The sequence below is a fragment of the Paenibacillus sp. M2 genome (assembly GCF_046713495.1).
Taxonomy (GTDB): Bacteria; Bacillota; Bacilli; order Paenibacillales; family Paenibacillaceae; genus Paenibacillus; species Paenibacillus amylolyticus_B.
On record NZ_CP169648.1, the window covers coordinates 1,108,821 to 1,124,607 of the forward strand.

Below are 15,787 nucleotides of genomic sequence, written 5' to 3' on the forward strand. Positions count from 1 at the left end.
CAACGAAATAGTGCGAACAGTCAGGAAGCCGCATAACCATATGCGGCTTCTTTTTTTGTGTTACTCCGTAAACGGTGGACCATAGCGCCATATCCCGTATAGGACAAACGTTTGCATTACTACACGGATGCTCGAAATGAATCACTTTGAGGGTGGTTTTGGTTTGGAAAAGAGTGAGGATTCGCGCACGATCAGACGATGGGGAATAATGACCGGATTATGAGGCTGTGGTTCCCCGCTTAGAATTTTCAACAATACCTGAACGGCTGTATAGCCCAGCTGATAGGTTCCAATGTCTATAGAACTTAATGGTGGTGAAGCCAGCTCCGATAGAGCAATATTGTTAAAACTGACCACGCTGATATCCTCAGGCACCAGATAATGAAGCTCGGCAAGAGCTCTCAGTACCCCAAAGGCCACATTGTCATCAATGACAACGATTGCGGTGGGTCTGTTTGGCAAGGACATGAACAGCGACATCGCCCTGAATCCACTTTCCTGTAGAAATTCGCCTTCCACAATCCAGTCACTATCGGCATCCAGCCCAGCTTGGGCAAGCGCCTTTTGGTATCCTAACATGCGATCATGCGATAACGTAATGTCCGGTGGGCCGCTGACAAATCCGATTCGCGTATGCCCTTGGGCGATCAGATGATGTGTCGCATCATAAGCAGTCTGTACATTATCGTTATCCACCATGGGGGCATTGGGATGAGCTTCACTGCGACCGATTAACACAAAAGGAAACTTTTCCGCTTCCAAAAATGTGATGATGGGATCGTCTCGTTTGGACCCAAGCAACAGAATGCCATCCACTCTACGACCATGAACAAGGCGGGATATCGCGTGCAGTTCATTGTCTGATGAAGTTTCAGTAGTTAGCAGCAATTCATAATTCATACGCGTGGCATGTGTAATAATACCTCGCAGCAGTTCCCCGAAAAAGTAATTCTGGAACAATTCTTCAGCAGGACGTGGAAGCATAATGCCAAGAGTATGTGTTGTCTTGGAAACCAGGCTCTTCGCCATGATGTTGGGATGGTAGTTTAATTCCTTCATGATTTGCTTCACTTTGAGAGACGTCTTGGTGCTGATTCTGGGATGGTTTGAAATCACCCGTGACACTGTAGAAGGGGAAACACCCGCCAATTTGGCAATATCCTTGATCGTAATCATGTAAAAAATCCCTTCTGAACAATCGTATAAATATCCTCCTATGGTAATCCAAAGGATACGATAAATCAATTGCTAACTGCCAAATATGAGATGCACAGGAAGTAAAATAAAGGAAGAAAGAGTCTGAACAAGGAAACAGGAAATTACTGTAGGTAAAAGAGGTAAATTGGTTAAAATTGAGCAAATATGGCTTGTGCAAACGTTTGTGCAAAGAAAGTACAGTATTGTATGATGTGATTGTTATTGTAGCGCTTACATCTGTGGATTTATATACTTCTTGACTAGTTTACCCCTACATATTGAACGGAGGAGTCATCTTGTCTTCCATTTGAGCAAACGTTTGTACAAAAGTGAACATGGAATGCAAAACCTGACAACATACGTAGACAAAAGGGTGAAAAGCGCGAACATTGTTGGACCAAGCAGAGGGAAGGGGACATTTTAGATGAGAAAATGGCAAGGGGCAACATTGTCCGTCATGATGGCTTTTACACTGGCTGCGTGCGGGGCTGGAGGCGGAAGTCCATCTCCAACTACGGCAGGTGAGAATCCGGAGGAAGTGGTAGAGCTGACAGCCGAGAACCTTCAACCGGAAGAAGGGGCAACGCTGGTGATCTGGGAGGACAAAAATCAAAGCAGTTTTATTGAGCAAAGAGCCAAAAAATTCGAAGAGAAGTATGGGGTAACGGTCAAAATGGAGGAATTACCTCCAACCGATCAGGTAACCAAACTAACGACGGATGGCCCGGCGGGTCTCGCAGCAGATGTCGTCGTTTTCCCTCATGATAAGATTGGTAGCGCTTCAGAGGCGGGACTTATTCTACCCAATGACATATTCGAAGCAGAGACCGTAGAGAACACCAGCGACAACGCACTGAAGGCGGTGACGTTCAAGGATATCTTGTACGGCTATCCGTACAGCGTGGAGACCTATGCTCTCTTTTACAACAAAGCATTGTATCCAGAAGCTCCGAAAAACTTTGATGAGATTATCAGCTTCGCCAAGACGTTCAATAACTTTAAATCCAATCAATATGCGCTGATGTGGGAATTGCAGCAATTTTACTATAACTATGCATTCCTGGCTTCACAGGGCGGTTATATTTTTGGGGACAACGGGATGGATAGCGCGGATCTCGGTCTGAATAACGAAGGAGCCCTGAAGGGTGGACAGTTCTTGCAGAAGCTGAAGTCGGAAGTATTGCCGCTCAAGATGGGTGACGTGAACTATGATATCAAAAAAGGATTATTCTCCAGCGGTAAGCTGGCTATGGACATTAACGGTCCGTGGACCATTGCCGATTATCGCAATGCAGGTATTGATTTTGGCGTTGCTCCGCTTCCGGCAATTGATGGCAAACCGATGACCTCCTTCTCAGGTGTTAAAGCCTATTATGTAAATGCATTTACACAATACCCGAATGCATCGAAGCTTTTGGCAGCGTTCCTTTCCAATGAAGAGGCTCAGATGGAGAACTTTGATCTGAACGGTACACTCCCTGCGAACAAAAACGTGGCTGCTGATTCGAAGGTGCAGGAGGACCCGATCAATAAGGCGTTTTTGGAACAGTTCAACAACTCGACACCAATGCCTTCGCTTCCTGCCATGGACAGCGTATGGGGACCGATCACGTCTGCCATTACGGATATATGGGATACCGATAAGGACGTGAAGGCATCGCTGGACAATGCCGTGAAACAGATCCAGGAAAGCCTTGCTACTGTCCAATAGGGACAAACGACGAATGCGAAGATATGCATAAGAATTGTATAGATTGAACTTCATATTTACACAAAAAAGGAGAGGGCAGAAGGAAGCTGAAGAAGTGAAACTACAAGCTTTCTGAAAGAAGGCTACTTCGGAAGCATATGCTCGCCTTTATCACCGGATTTTCCCCTTTGAAAAAAGGATCGAAAAAAATCTGGGGATAACAGCGATCGGAAGCTTGTTCTGTCATCAGAGTGGTCAGTGTAAGTACACTTTTGTTCAATATATACAGGTTAGCAAGAGGCGGGGAGGAGAGAGCAAATGCAACAGCAGCATGTCCCGGTGCCCGTTGGACCGAACAGGGAAAGACAGCATCGGATGACAGCGGCTATATGTTCCATCATACTGCAAGGTCTTGGACAGCTGTACAATCGACAGTGGATTAAGGGGATTTGTCTATTGTTACTGGAGGGGGCAGGGCTTGCGTACCTGCTTCCTCGCCTGTCACAGGCCGTATGGGGCATATGGACACTGGGGGAAAATACACAGCGTTTTGTCAAAGTGAATGGGTCCACCGTACTTCAAAGGGGAGACCATTCCATCTTTTTGCTGTTGGATGGCATTATCGTACTACTGGTGTTTTTTGTGTTTATTCTGATCTACATCCTGAATATTCGGGATGCGTACGTCACGGGAGTCGCCAGGGAAGAAGGGAAGAAGACCCTAGGCGCAGGGGCTTCGCTTCGAAGCATGATGGACAAAAACTTTCCCTACCTATTTCTGTCCATTCCGGCACTGGGCATTCTGTTTTTCACCGTTATGCCGATTCTGTTTACGATCACGATTGCATTTACCAACTACTCAGCCCCGGATCATATTCCGCCAGCCAAACTCGTGGACTGGGTGGGCTTCAAGACATTCAGTGATCTGATTCAGTTGAAATCCTGGAGCCAGACATTCTACGGTGTACTGACCTGGACGGTCATCTGGGCCATTCTGGCGACAGTCACCACCTATTTTGGCGGTGTGCTTGTGGCGCTGTTGATTGAACAGCGGGGCATACGCTTCAAGAAGCTGTGGCGTACGATTTTTATTCTGCCTTATGCGATACCACAGATCATTTCTTTGCTGCTCATGCGTAATCTGTTTAATGGCCAGTTTGGACCAATTAATACGTACATGCGTGCATTTGGGCTGGAGGGATTACCTTGGCTCACAGATCCATTCTGGGCGAAAGTCACTGTCATTGTTGTCAACATGTGGATTGGTATTCCCGTCAGTATGGTACTGATTCTGGGTGTATTGACAGCCATCCCTCGTGATCTCTACGAGGCTGCGGAAGTGGATGGAGCATCCGCTTTTCAGAAATTCCGAATTATTACGATGCCGTTCATTCTTTTTGCTACAACTCCGGTACTCATCATGCAATTTGCTGGAAACTTCAACAACTTCAATGTCATCTTCCTGCTGACCAACGGTAATCCACTGCGGGGAGACTACCAGTACGCAGGGGCAACGGACCTGCTGGTGACCTGGCTCTACAAGCTTACACTCGACAATAACAAGTTCAATATGGCTTCAGCGGTAGGGATTATTATCTTCCTCATCATCGCTTCATTCTCCATCTGGAACTTCCGCCGCTCCAAATCATTCAAGGAGGAGGACATGATTCAATGAAGACACGTAATAATCCGCTGCGTCTGGCCCTGAGTTATGTGTTATTGGTGATTATCGCTATTGTCTCCATCTACCCGGTACTCTGGATATTTCTCTCTTCCCTGAGACCGGGTGCGGCATTGTTCAGTGAACGGTTGTGGCCCGAAGCATTCACGCTGACTCATTACGGTGAGTTATTTAATAATCCGTCCTTTATGTACGGAAGATGGTATATGAATACGCTGAAAATTGCCTTTTTCACGATGATCTTCTCCACGTTGATGGTGACACTCGGGATGTACGCACTGTCCCGCTTCCGCTTCCGTGGACGTAAAACCATTCTCTCCACCATGTTGATTCTTGGCATGTTCCCAAGCTTTATGAGCATGATTGCGATCTATATCATTTTGCTGCAAGTTAAACTGCTCGACACCCACGCTGCGCTCATTCTGGTCTATTCATCCGGAGCAGTACTGGGTGGATTTATCGTCAAAGGTTTCTTTGATACGATTCCCCGCAGTCTGGACGAAGCTGCCCGCATGGATGGTGCAAGTCATCTGCGTGTATTTACCAGCATCATCCTGCCCTTATCCAAGCCAATGCTGACCTATGTGGCACTAACCAGTTTTACTGGTGCGTGGATGGACTTTATCTTCGCCCGGCTGGTATTGCGGACGAAGGAAAACTGGACGCTGGCGGTGGGGATGTGGGATCTGGTCAACCGTTATCAGGACAGTAACTTTACGATGTTTGCTGCGGGGGCGGTACTGATCGCCATTCCAATCACCCTGCTGTTTGTGTTCCTGCAGCGATTCCTTGTTCAAGGGCTGACGGCAGGAGCCTCCAAAGGTTAATTCTGTGCCATAACAACATAGTCAGCCGCGATACCTGCGGCACATTCCAACCAGGCACTTCCGTGATGTCATGTCTTTATCGACTGGCAAAGCTGCGGAAGTGCCTGGTTCTATATGGGCTCGAATCATGATTAGGGAGGAACGTGATGTATGGGCATAAACACGTCCAGTGAGCCCGAGATTATGGGATATCAAGGAGGACAAGCTGCATTGCAAAATGCCAAGACTCCGCGAACACTTTGGCGTAATGTTACCTTTCGGAGAATCTTGTACGGCTATGGGATCTCCGTGTTCGGGGATTGCTTCAATGGGATTGCGATCAGTCTGTGGGTGTTACAGACCACAGGGAGTGCGAAGAGTATGGCGGCCGTACAGATATGTAATATGGCCGTCAGCTTCCTGTTTGGATCGGTGGCGGGTACGGTTGCAGACCGATTGGATCGGAGGAAGCTGATGCTGGCCTCGGATGTATTCCGCGGCGTAATGGCTGTGCTGATTGCGATTAGCTTATTTGGTTGGCATGCGCCGTTCCCGGTGGTGCTGCTGTTGCTCTCACTCTCCATGTTTTCAAGTCTGTTTCAGGCACCTGCATTCCACGCCTCTGTAGCAAGTATGGTAGGTAGGGAGCATATTCAACAAGCAACCGGAACCATTCATATGGTGGATAATCTTGCCCGAATCAGCGGTCTGGCCGCGGCGGGAATTGCTGTGTCTGCATTTGGAGGATTCGTCGCCATATTAATTACAGGGGCAACCTTTCTGTTGTCCGCAGTCTGTGTGCTGATGGCGGGCCGCTTTCCTGAGGTACAGCGATCCGTTAGTCAGCAGACCACGTTTGTTCAGGAATGGCGCAGTTCGTTTGGCTATATCTATCGGAATCGTCTAATTCGATCCATCGTATTGCTCAATCCGGTGCTAATCTTGTTTTTCATGTCAGCCATGATGCTGGTTCAAGTGATGGCAGTCAAGGTGTGGGAGGCGAATCCGGTACAATTTGGGTTAATTGAAACCTGTATTCCACTTGGATATATGATTGGCTCTGCACTGCTGATTGCTTCGGGAAAACGATTGAAACGAAGAGGGAGATGGGTATTTATCGGTCTGATTGTACTAGGCCCACTCTATATTTTTTTGGCGAATGTATCCTCACCAATCATGGCGTTGCCGTTAATCATGGGCGGAGGTGCGATGTTCGCCTGCTGTACGATGCTCACCCAGATTATGCTGAGGACAGCCGTTCCAGACGAGCTGCAAGGAAGGGTCTATGGTGTCGTTGGAACAATCACCAGTACAGCGCCTATTCTGGGATTGACTGTTGTCTCCGTATTGGCAGATCAGTGGGGGGCAGCTTCTGTGTTGCAAGGCGTGGGCATACTGCTGCTGGCGACAGGTATTCTGGCAGCTACAACCTTGAAGTCGATCCGAACCTATCAATAAAACGTATTGGGGAGTATCAATGTTATGGATTGAACCACATGTACACATCAGCAGAGAGTGGGATAGAGGTAATCTTAGCAGCTTATGAAAAACCTAAACATTCTGGATAAGCAAAACAAAACAAAACCCGGAACATACGCTGCGTTAGCGTAACTCCGGGTTAGCTTGTGGACAGAATATTCTATTGCCAGTTTACATTTACAGTCGCTGTTCCGCTGGTTGGTGTGGTGAACGTGTGGTTGGAACCACCTTCCCACGTAATGGTTGCTCCATTTTTCTTGAAGAATTTGAACTCCAGTTGTTTTCCAGCGGGCACGCTCACATCATAGTACCAAGTTGGGTAGGCATGGATAACTTGATTGAAAGCAGGTCCAATAGCGGTGGTGCCCGTACTCCAGTTGCCGAGTTCTGCCACATTACCTGTAAGATAGATGTTCTGACCCAGAGTGGTGGAAGCGTTGTTAATGACAAATCGTACAGTGACCTGATCACCCGTAAGGATGGTGAAGTTGTTATACGCATTGCTGTTGACGCCATTCGCAGCTACTTTCACAGCATAATTGCCTGCGGCAACAGCTGGGATCGTCACTTTGATCTGTGTATCTTCCCATGAGGTGATAGCAGCACCGGTAACGGCTGTTGTACCGAAGTATACGGTACCTTTGGTGGAGCCAAATCCACGTCCACTAATGGTAACAACATTACCCGGTTTACCCATCACCGGACCCACATGTCCGATCGTTGGTGTTGTTTCACTTGTTGTATACTGCCAGACCGCGGTTGCTCCGGCTGCCAGAGTGAATGAAGAGACGGTACCATTGGTGGAAGTGATGTTATTACCGTTCAGTGCGCCGCCCAGTACATCGGTGTAGTTGCCTGTTGGCAGTGAAGTGCTTAGATTCGCAATGCTCGCTGGTGTGGAGAGATTACGGTTCACGGCAACAACAGCTACACTTTTGCCGAATTTGCGCTCATAGATATACACATCATTATTGATCCAGCGTTGCTGCGTGGAGCCGTAGGCAATGGCCGGATTAGATTTGCGAAGAGGGGCCAGCTTGCTGATGACGTTGAAGGCTGTTGTTGTTTTGGAGAAAGAAGGCATTTTGGCCCGATTGTCAGGGTCCCCGTTACCTGTCAGATACTGTTCGGTACCATAATAGATGGCAGGTACGCCGCGTGAAGTCAGCGTGAAGGCCAGCGCCTGTTCCAGACGACGGTTATTGACGGCACTTGTTTTGAAGCGATCCATATCATGGTTGTCGATAAACGTAACTTGATCATTCACCTGATTGTAATCTGCCGCTGTACCTGTAATCATCGAATCGAGGGCATGCATGTTGGATGTGTTATCCCGGAAGACGTTACGTACGGCAGAGTTAAAGCGGAAATCAAGCAGGCTCATCCCGGATTCGTTGGCAAATTCCGTGTTATCCGCATCGGATGCAGCAGATCCCAGGAACCATTCACCGAAGGTGAATACTGGCTGGTGTGCATAGATGGAGGACATCCAGCTCTTTTGCCAGCCGAGAGGCATATGTTTCACCGCATCCACGCGAATGCCGTCCACGCCCATATCAAGCCAGAGCTTGATTGCATCTTTGAAATATTGGTCAATGGTACTGTTATTGTGATTCAGGTCAGCCAGGTCATAGAGGTTTTTGTAGATACCATTCTCCAGGGAGGAAAAATCGGAGCCGCCGTTGTGATGGAAAAATCCATTTGTATCATTTGTGTATCCGCCAACCAGGTTACCATTATCGTACAACTTGCCATTCTCAGCAAAGGACGTATCGGTTTCCATGGCAGGAGACGTATGGTTCGGTGCAAAGTCAATTACGATCTTGATGCCTTTGGCATGAGCGGTTGTAATCAGATTTTGAAAGTCAGCCATCGTTCCGAAATACGGATTGGTCTTTTTGAAATCACGTGCCCAGTAGCCATGATAAGCTGTGTTGATTACGCCGCCATAGTTGATCGTGGCGAAGATATTCTCAACCGGCTGGGAGATCCACAATGCCGTAACGCCCAGATCGCTGAAATAGTTATCGTTGATTTTGTTGATCAGGCCCTGCCAGTCTCCTCCGCAATACAACTTCAGGTTGCTGCATGTAGCATCGTAGGCAGCTCCGGTGGGATTGTTGGAAGGATTGCCGTCCAGGAAGCGGTCCGTAAAGATCTGATAGATGACGTCTGTACTAAAGTTCTGCTTGTTGGTAACTGCGGTATCCGCATCGGCATAGATCGCGGAAGCAGGCAGATAGGGAAGTGCGCCTCCTGCAAGTAAACTGAGTGTCAGTGTTGTGCTGAGGAGTACACGTTTGGCCATTTGAAACATAGTAATCCACCCTTCTCGTGAATGTAGTAGTTTAAATAAACAACCAACCTGGCTCTTGAATAATAGCGCTTTCAATACAACGGAATGATACGCAGTGGATTGAAGACTTCCCTCCTTTTGACACGCCAACAACCCCGGCATCTCCTTCGGGAGTTACCGGGGTTGTCCTAAACCGCTCTGGTTTAAAAGCATGGCCCTCGAGTTATGATCACAACGTTATCGTAAGAAATATTGGATCTTATGTCAATAACTTTTTTGAGAGCATTTATTTTCTATTTTTATGTTTACAAAAGTACGTTCGCGCATTAAACTATTCGCAGATTCACAATATAAGGGCTATGTATCCCGGGACACGCACGTGTGTTTTGGGACAACCCCGTCTCTTCTGAGGCGGGGTTATTTGTATTATGCAGTCGAATCGGGAGAAGAGAGGCGGTTGATGATCGTTGAGTACCCATTCTGTCATCGAATGTTTGGAAGGCATTCAGGCGTCGCGGCTGGGCAATATCCGCAACATTTATGTGTACCTTCCGCCCGGTTACCATGAGCAGAAAGCTCGGCATTATCCGGTTCTGTACGTTCATGCAGGGCAGCGTGCTTTTGGTCCATCCGGGCCAGGTAATGAAACATGGAATATGGATCAGGCAGCAGACGGTCTTATTTCTTCCGGGCAGATTGAATCACTGATTATTGTCGGCATTGCGCATGTCCGTCCAGTCACGCACAACGAATTCTATCACTTCATCGCTCCGGAGAGAGAGGCCGTGAGTGTGGGATGCTCAGGCATCGACTATGAGCATTTTATCATTCATGAACTCAAACCGATCATAGACCATCGTTACCGGACGTTGCCGGACAATAAGAATACGGGGTTATTGGGTTCATCTGCCGCGGCACTTTGTACATTGCACATGGGGATGCGAAATCCGGATGTTTTCGGAAAACTGATCATGATGTCGCCATTCTATGTGGATGTGCAGCTGGACGAAACATCGGAAAGCGGGCTGTTGGAAGAAAACATGTATCGCTTGCCAGAAGAGGTACCCGACGTTCGGATGTGGATGGATATTGGAGACACGGAAGGTCTGTTTCTGCCTTCCCAGGTCAGAAGGGTAGCTCATCAATTACTTGAACGCGGAGTCAGATCGGATGAGGACTTGGCATTTCTGGAACAGCAGGGTGCTTGTCATCAGGAAGGTGACTGGGGAGCACGCGTTCATCTCCCGTTACTATACATGTTCGGCCACGTTGGTAAACCCACCTCGCTCAAACTGCTTGGCAGGGATGTCATCGGACTACAGGGTGGAATGAGCGTGTGTATCAATGCACAAATGCACTATGAGAGAGGATGGGTTCAGAGTCTGCTGCATGGGAATTATTCTTCAAGTGACCCCGATGTAATCCAGGTTCGTTCGAGTGGAGAACTGGTGCCTGTTGGTATTGGAAGTGCATCCATTACGCTGACTATGGGGGAACTGTCTGCTACACGCATCTATACTGTGGTTCCTGAATTGTCCACTCATGTGGAGGTCTGCATTCATGCAGAGGTAGCCTCAGAGGAAGGGCAGGAGGAAAAGATCTATGGTGGGATGGGCATGAAGCTTGTCCGTTCCGGTATAGGTCGATATGAAGGTTGTTACCGAGTTCCGCGTGATAGTGGATTCTCCTTCCGGTTTACTCGCGGTTTCCGTCGTTTCGAGACCGATGTGGATGGCAAACCTGTTTCCAATCGGGTATTTCGAGCGACAGATGATATGTCTGTGCATTATCTAATCCAATCCTGGGGCAGTACGTCAGCCAAAACGGGAACAGGAGGCCCAAAATGATCATTCCTTCATTCGCTCCAGTGCTGGACATTCCCTATTATTATCCCTGCAATTTCCCTCTGATTCATGAAGTGCTCCATCAGCAAGGATCCATCACAAGTCTTGCACTGCTGGCGGCAAGCCGGTTGTACAGCCTTCCATCGTGCGGGGATAACGGACTGGTGAAGCCTTATTTTCACAAACTGGATTATGTAGAGCCGATCTGGGAGATGTACGGTCAGCGGGAGCTGGAAACCTTCGAGGAAGGCAAGGCGCTGATCAGGCAGCATATCGGCGAAGGTGGACTTTTTTTGGCTACAGGAACCAGTTATCATCTGCCTTACTGTGAGGATTATCAGAATCCCGAGTACATTCGCAAACACGTGAAGCAAGGCTCCCGACTGCATCTGGTAGACCATTGGATTGCCGTATATGGTATGGAAGATGAGCATGTTCACGTCTACGATCCCGTGCCCTCCAAGTATAAGGGAAAGGTTACTCAAAGGGCCTTTCATGATTTCTGGAAAGGGAACCAAAGCATACCCGAGCTTGCTCACGCGAAGCGCAAAGAAAAACTCCGAACGTTTGGCACCATGGACATTCGGGCAACTGTGCAGCTTGACTCTGCCGGGTACCGAGACATGTTGACCCAGGCGTTAACAACGCAGATTGAAGAATTTCTGACAGGCCGGACGATTACACAAGGAGAGCGGAATTATTATTTTGGACATGCGGTGTCTCTGCAGCTCTTAGATGCGTTGCATGGGGCGAATGAAGGGGATCCGGCCAATGAAATGCTAATATCGGGTCTGTTGTTCGATATGCGATGGAGCCGGTATTTTCTGCGAGATCTTCTTCAGGAGTCTGCCTTATGGCTCGGTTCTCCACTTGATCAATATGCAAGAAAGTTCAGCGACATCATTGTACGGTGGGAGAAGGCATACAATATGCTGCAGGTCAGCCGGATGAAGAACCGCGAGCACTGGAAAGTACAACTGACAGGTGTCATTAAAATGTTGGTCACGGATGAATGGCACTGGTATGAGTCGCTTCGACAGTCCATGCCTCAGGCAGATTGCTTTCAACGTCAGACCGTGCCAATGATTGAACAAGAACACAGGGAGGCTTTGCTTCGTATCGTGCTGGATAGTTGCCGGGAGTTAAATGCATACCATAATACATCGATTCCGCTTGGTGAGGGTGGTAACGCTCCGCTATACGGACGAAATGGGCAACTGGATTCGCTGGAGCTCGTGTCCTTGCTTGCTGTGGTGGAGCAGGGAATCGAAGATCATTGGGGTACGGGAATGGGAGCTGCTCTGGCGGAGATAGCTGCTGCTTCCATGCCGGAAAGTCCCTATCAGACGGTAGGCTCACTTGTTGATTATCTCGCACAACAATATTCGCCTGCCGGTGAGGAGGAAGCAAAATGTTAAACCAATTCTTGCTTAAACGATTCGAGGAACAGGGACAGCATCCTGCACTGATCTGGAAGGATCAGGAGTACAGCTATCAGTGGCTGCTGGAACGGGTTGGCATTATGGGTGAGTGGATTATAGCAGAAGGGCTGACGGGGCAACTTGTAACACTGGAGGATGACTATTCCCCATATGCAGCGGCGGCATTGGTTGCTTTGCTCGGACAAGGGTGTATCGTGCTCCCCATGGATCGGTACCTGGTTGAAGCCAAACGACAGGAATACATCGAACTGGCACAGGTGAAATGGCGGTTGAGCGTTGAAGAAGGCAAGCTATGCATTCGGCAAACGTGTGAAACTTCTGGAGAGGTTCCTGTGTTGTTAGCTACGCTGGCACAGGAGGGTGTAGGAGGACTGGTACTCTTTTCATCCGGATCAACCGGAGTGAGTAAAGCGACTGTGCATCGTGCAGATCGGCTGTTACATCGTTTTCGGCGGCAGGTTCGGCCCTTGCGAACGATTCCATTCATGATGTTTGATCATATCGGCGGTGTGAATACAATGCTGCAATCCCTGTCCAGTGGGGGATGTCTATGTATCATTGCGGATCGATCTCCCGAAGAAGTGTGCCGGACGATTGAGAAGTTTCGTGTGCAGGCACTGCCCGTCTCCCCAACATTCATGAATCTGTTGCTGTTGGGCAGAAACGATGAAGGGTATGACCTGTCCAGTCTCGAGGTTGTATCATACGGATCGGAAGTGATGCCTGAGTCCGTACTGGCAGCCTGGAACCGGAGATTTCCACAGATCAGAACGATACAGGCCTATGGCATGTCTGAACTTGGTATTCTGCCAACCCGCTCCAAAGAACCAGGTTCTCTGCTGTTCTCCATTCAAGATGAAGAGGTCAAGTACCGGGTGGTGGAAGGAGAATTGCAGATTCGTACAGCAACAGCGATGATTGGATATCTGAATGCACCATCACCCTTTACGGAGGATGGATGGCTGCGTACCGGAGATGAAGCCGTATTGGAGCAGGGGTACATTCGCATTTTGGGCCGCCGTTCGGAGATTATTAACATAGGGGGACGGAAGGTATATCCTGCCGAGGTCGAGGGTGTTCTGGAAGAGATGGAATGTATTGAAGCGGCGGTAGTTTCGGGAGAACCGAGTGGTATCATGGGTCAGAGAGTGAAAGTGACTATCCGGCTGGCTACAGAATGTACTCTCACCGATCTGCGTCGGTCCATCTGGGAATATTGTCGGGACAAGCTGCCTTCATACAAGATTCCGCAGAAAATCGTAATTACACAGGGAGAACTCGTAAGTTCGAGAATGAAGAAAATCCGTAAACCGATGATGTCGATATCCTGAACGAAATAATATTTCTCTGATTCGTTAGCCATTGAGCCCACTTATAAAATGAAGAAATTAATGTGTGGTGGGTTCGTTAGGATATGACGTATAAGATGTAGGAGAGGCTGTCTCTGGTCGACAATATGACCTAGGAGACAGCCTCTTTGATGTTTTTTTCCTTGTTAGCTGTATTTATATCAGGCCTCAGCTGGTTGTTTGACCTCCATTTGCAGTAGGGAGAAGCCGTATGCTTCCAGATCGAGGGTCAGTTTATTTTGCCTAGCTTCCACGGTGTTTGATGTGTACAGATTCCGCCAAACGTTACGCTCTGCCAAAGGCAGTTCAAGAGTACATGGCTCATCTCCCGCATTCAGCACAAGAAGCATGCGCTCACCCGTATGCGAATCCGATCGTTCGATGGCAAGACAAGGGTCTCCGGCTTTTGCATATACAATCTTCAGTTCCGTGCTGCGCAGCGCCGGGTGCTGTTTGCGAAGGGCAATCGTATGGGTGAAGAATTCCAGAAGTTCACGGTTCTGCTTGGTCTCATCCCATTCCATACACTTGCGGCAACCCGGATCATATCCCCCGTCAAGCCCCACTTCGTCTCCATAATAAATACAGGGCACACCTGGATACGTAAGCAGCAACGTAACGGCAAGTTTCATCTTGCGCTCGTCTCCATCACACAAGGTCAGCAGTCTGGGTGTATCATGACTTCCGAGCAGATTGAAGGCAGCTTCAGTAACCGTTCGTGAATAGGCTGCAAGCAGTTTGCCGATCTCATTGGCAAATCCGAGTCCGTCGAGCTTTCCGTTCACGGTGTAGTCCAATACCGAATTGGTAAACGGATAATTCATCACAGCATCGAATTGGTCTCCCTGAAGCCACATGAGCGAATCATGCCAGATCTCACCGAGCAGATAAGCATCAGGCTTGATGGCTTTTACCGTCTGACGGAATTCGCGCCAGAACTGATGATCCACTTCGTTGGCTACATCGAGCCTCCATCCGTCAATGTCCATCTCCTCGATCCAGAAGCGTCCTACCTCCAGCAGGTATGCCTTCACGTCAGGGTGCTCCGTGTTGAGCTTTGGCATAAGCGGTTCAAAGGCAAAGGTATCATAAGTTGGGATGCCATCCTCCACACGCGGCGGCCAGTCTTTGATATAGAACCAGTCTGCATAGGGGGAAGCAGCTCCATTCTTCATGACATCGACAAATGGAGGGAACTCTCTGCCGGAATGATTGAATACCGCATCCAGAACGACACGTATGCCGCGCTGATGACAAGCCTCCACAAAGGTCTTGAACTGTTCATTGGTTCCAAAATGAGGATCAACCTTCATATAATCGCCTGTATTGTATTTGTGATTCGTTGTGGCCTCGAACAGCGGACAGAAATAGATGGCATTGACGCCCAGCTGGCTTATATGATCCAGATGATCAAGCACACCTTGCAGGTCCCCGCCGAAGAAATTCACCGGTGTGGGTTCCCCTCCCCATAATTCAGCATTGTAGGGACTGATGGATGGATCACCATTGGCATAACGTTCAGGGAAGATCTGATAAAACACGGCGTCCTTAACCCAGGCAGGCGGTTCAAAAATGTCGACCGGATTCATAAATGGAAAATCAAAAAACTCCAGTGGATGATCAGGCAGCGCCTGCTCGAATCCGCGCTCTGTCATCCAGACCGATTCCTCTCCCTGAATTAGTTGGAAACCATACCGTAATCGGCGGTAGGGAGGTGAAGTCTCAGCTTCCCAATAATCGAACATTTCATCCCGGGCAAAGATGTGCATGGGAATGTGTGTGATCGTTCGGTCCCAGGCATATTTATCCCCGGTAATGGCAATCACTGCATCCAGATCACCACGTTTGGAACGAAGTCGCAAATGCATGGTTGAGCGGTCATAAGCATAGGACCAATTGAGTTTGGGGCGATGGTAAATGGCTTCAAGAATCATGTAAAACACTCCTCGTTAAATGATGAGATTTCAGATCAATGCGGCCATAAACGCAAAAAAGGCACAACCT

The 15,787-nt window shown here is 48.5% G+C and carries 10 protein-coding genes; 7 read left to right on the forward strand and 3 right to left on the reverse strand.

Annotated elements, in window-relative coordinates:
* Window positions 1-141: 141 nt before the first annotated feature.
* Entirely contained in the window at window positions 142-1,176 is a 1,035-nt protein-coding gene (locus ACETMN_RS05045; protein ID WP_091015894.1) for a LacI family DNA-binding transcriptional regulator, read from the reverse strand.
* Between the two features lie 445 nt (window positions 1,177-1,621).
* Here ACETMN_RS05045 and ACETMN_RS05050 point away from each other — a divergent pair, with 445 nt between their 5' ends.
* From ACETMN_RS05050 to ACETMN_RS05065, 4 genes are all read left to right on the forward strand, one after another.
* Window positions 1,622-2,908 carry an extracellular solute-binding protein gene (locus tag ACETMN_RS05050; RefSeq protein WP_411735846.1) on the forward strand — a complete coding sequence of 429 codons (1,287 nt, stop codon included), beginning with the start codon at window positions 1,622-1,624 and terminating at the stop codon, window positions 2,906-2,908.
* 297 nt (window positions 2,909-3,205) lie between these two features.
* Window positions 3,206-4,561, forward strand: coding sequence for a sugar ABC transporter permease (locus ACETMN_RS05055; protein WP_091015891.1), 1,356 nt, complete (start codon window positions 3,206-3,208; stop codon window positions 4,559-4,561).
* Window positions 4,558-5,394: a sugar ABC transporter permease gene (locus ACETMN_RS05060; protein ID WP_091015889.1), complete on the forward strand. Its 837-nt coding sequence runs from the start codon at window positions 4,558-4,560 to the stop codon at window positions 5,392-5,394. Before ACETMN_RS05055 ends, ACETMN_RS05060 begins: the two co-directional genes overlap by 4 nt.
* A 150-nt stretch (window positions 5,395-5,544) precedes the next feature.
* On the forward strand, window positions 5,545-6,831 hold the full coding sequence (locus tag ACETMN_RS05065) for an MFS transporter (RefSeq protein ID WP_091015887.1): 1,287 nt from the start codon (window positions 5,545-5,547) through the stop codon (window positions 6,829-6,831).
* A 181-nt stretch (window positions 6,832-7,012) separates the two neighbouring features.
* On the opposite strand, the gene ACETMN_RS05070 is transcribed toward ACETMN_RS05065, so the two are convergent.
* Complete coding sequence (locus tag ACETMN_RS05070) at window positions 7,013-9,169, reverse strand: alpha-amylase family glycosyl hydrolase (protein ID WP_091015886.1); 2,157 nt, start codon at window positions 9,167-9,169, stop codon at window positions 7,013-7,015.
* Window positions 9,170-9,615: 446 nt separating this feature from the next.
* Here ACETMN_RS05070 and ACETMN_RS05075 point away from each other — a divergent pair, with 446 nt between their 5' ends.
* From ACETMN_RS05075 to ACETMN_RS05085, 3 genes are read left to right on the forward strand one after another with little or no spacing between them, the layout of a single operon-like run.
* Window positions 9,616-10,995, forward strand: coding sequence for an alpha/beta hydrolase-fold protein (locus ACETMN_RS05075; RefSeq protein WP_091015884.1), 1,380 nt, complete (start codon window positions 9,616-9,618; stop codon window positions 10,993-10,995).
* Window positions 10,992-12,410, forward strand: coding sequence for a hypothetical protein (locus ACETMN_RS05080; RefSeq protein WP_091015882.1), 1,419 nt, complete (start codon window positions 10,992-10,994; stop codon window positions 12,408-12,410). The genes ACETMN_RS05075 and ACETMN_RS05080 overlap by 4 nt, the downstream gene beginning before the upstream one ends.
* Window positions 12,404-13,765, forward strand: a complete 1,362-nt coding sequence (locus ACETMN_RS05085; RefSeq protein ID WP_091015880.1) for an ANL family adenylate-forming protein — start codon at window positions 12,404-12,406, stop codon at window positions 13,763-13,765. Before ACETMN_RS05080 ends, ACETMN_RS05085 begins: the two co-directional genes overlap by 7 nt.
* A gap of 179 nt (window positions 13,766-13,944) precedes the next feature.
* Here ACETMN_RS05085 and ACETMN_RS05090 read toward each other — a convergent pair whose 3' ends face one another.
* Window positions 13,945-15,717: an alpha-glycosidase gene (locus tag ACETMN_RS05090; protein ID WP_091015878.1), complete on the reverse strand. Its 1,773-nt coding sequence runs from the start codon at window positions 15,715-15,717 to the stop codon at window positions 13,945-13,947.
* Between the last annotated feature and the right edge of the window lie 70 nt (window positions 15,718-15,787).

What these genes read in the sequence shown, in the direction of transcription:
- ACETMN_RS05045 (WP_091015894.1), bottom strand. Translation starts at nt 1,176, where the DNA reads ATGATTACGATCAAGGATATTGCCAAATTGGCGGGTGTTTCCCCTTCT.
- ACETMN_RS05050 (WP_411735846.1), top strand. Translation starts at nt 1,622, where the DNA reads ATGAGAAAATGGCAAGGGGCAACATTGTCCGTCATGATGGCTTTTACA.
- ACETMN_RS05055 (WP_091015891.1), top strand. Translation starts at nt 3,206, where the DNA reads ATGCAACAGCAGCATGTCCCGGTGCCCGTTGGACCGAACAGGGAAAGA.
- ACETMN_RS05060 (WP_091015889.1), top strand. Translation starts at nt 4,558, where the DNA reads ATGAAGACACGTAATAATCCGCTGCGTCTGGCCCTGAGTTATGTGTTA.
- ACETMN_RS05065 (WP_091015887.1), top strand. Translation starts at nt 5,545, where the DNA reads ATGGGCATAAACACGTCCAGTGAGCCCGAGATTATGGGATATCAAGGA.
- ACETMN_RS05070 (WP_091015886.1), bottom strand. Translation starts at nt 9,169, where the DNA reads ATGTTTCAAATGGCCAAACGTGTACTCCTCAGCACAACACTGACACTC.
- ACETMN_RS05080 (WP_091015882.1), top strand. Translation starts at nt 10,992, where the DNA reads ATGATCATTCCTTCATTCGCTCCAGTGCTGGACATTCCCTATTATTAT.
- ACETMN_RS05085 (WP_091015880.1), top strand. Translation starts at nt 12,404, where the DNA reads ATGTTAAACCAATTCTTGCTTAAACGATTCGAGGAACAGGGACAGCAT.
- ACETMN_RS05090 (WP_091015878.1), bottom strand. Translation starts at nt 15,717, where the DNA reads ATGATTCTTGAAGCCATTTACCATCGCCCCAAACTCAATTGGTCCTAT.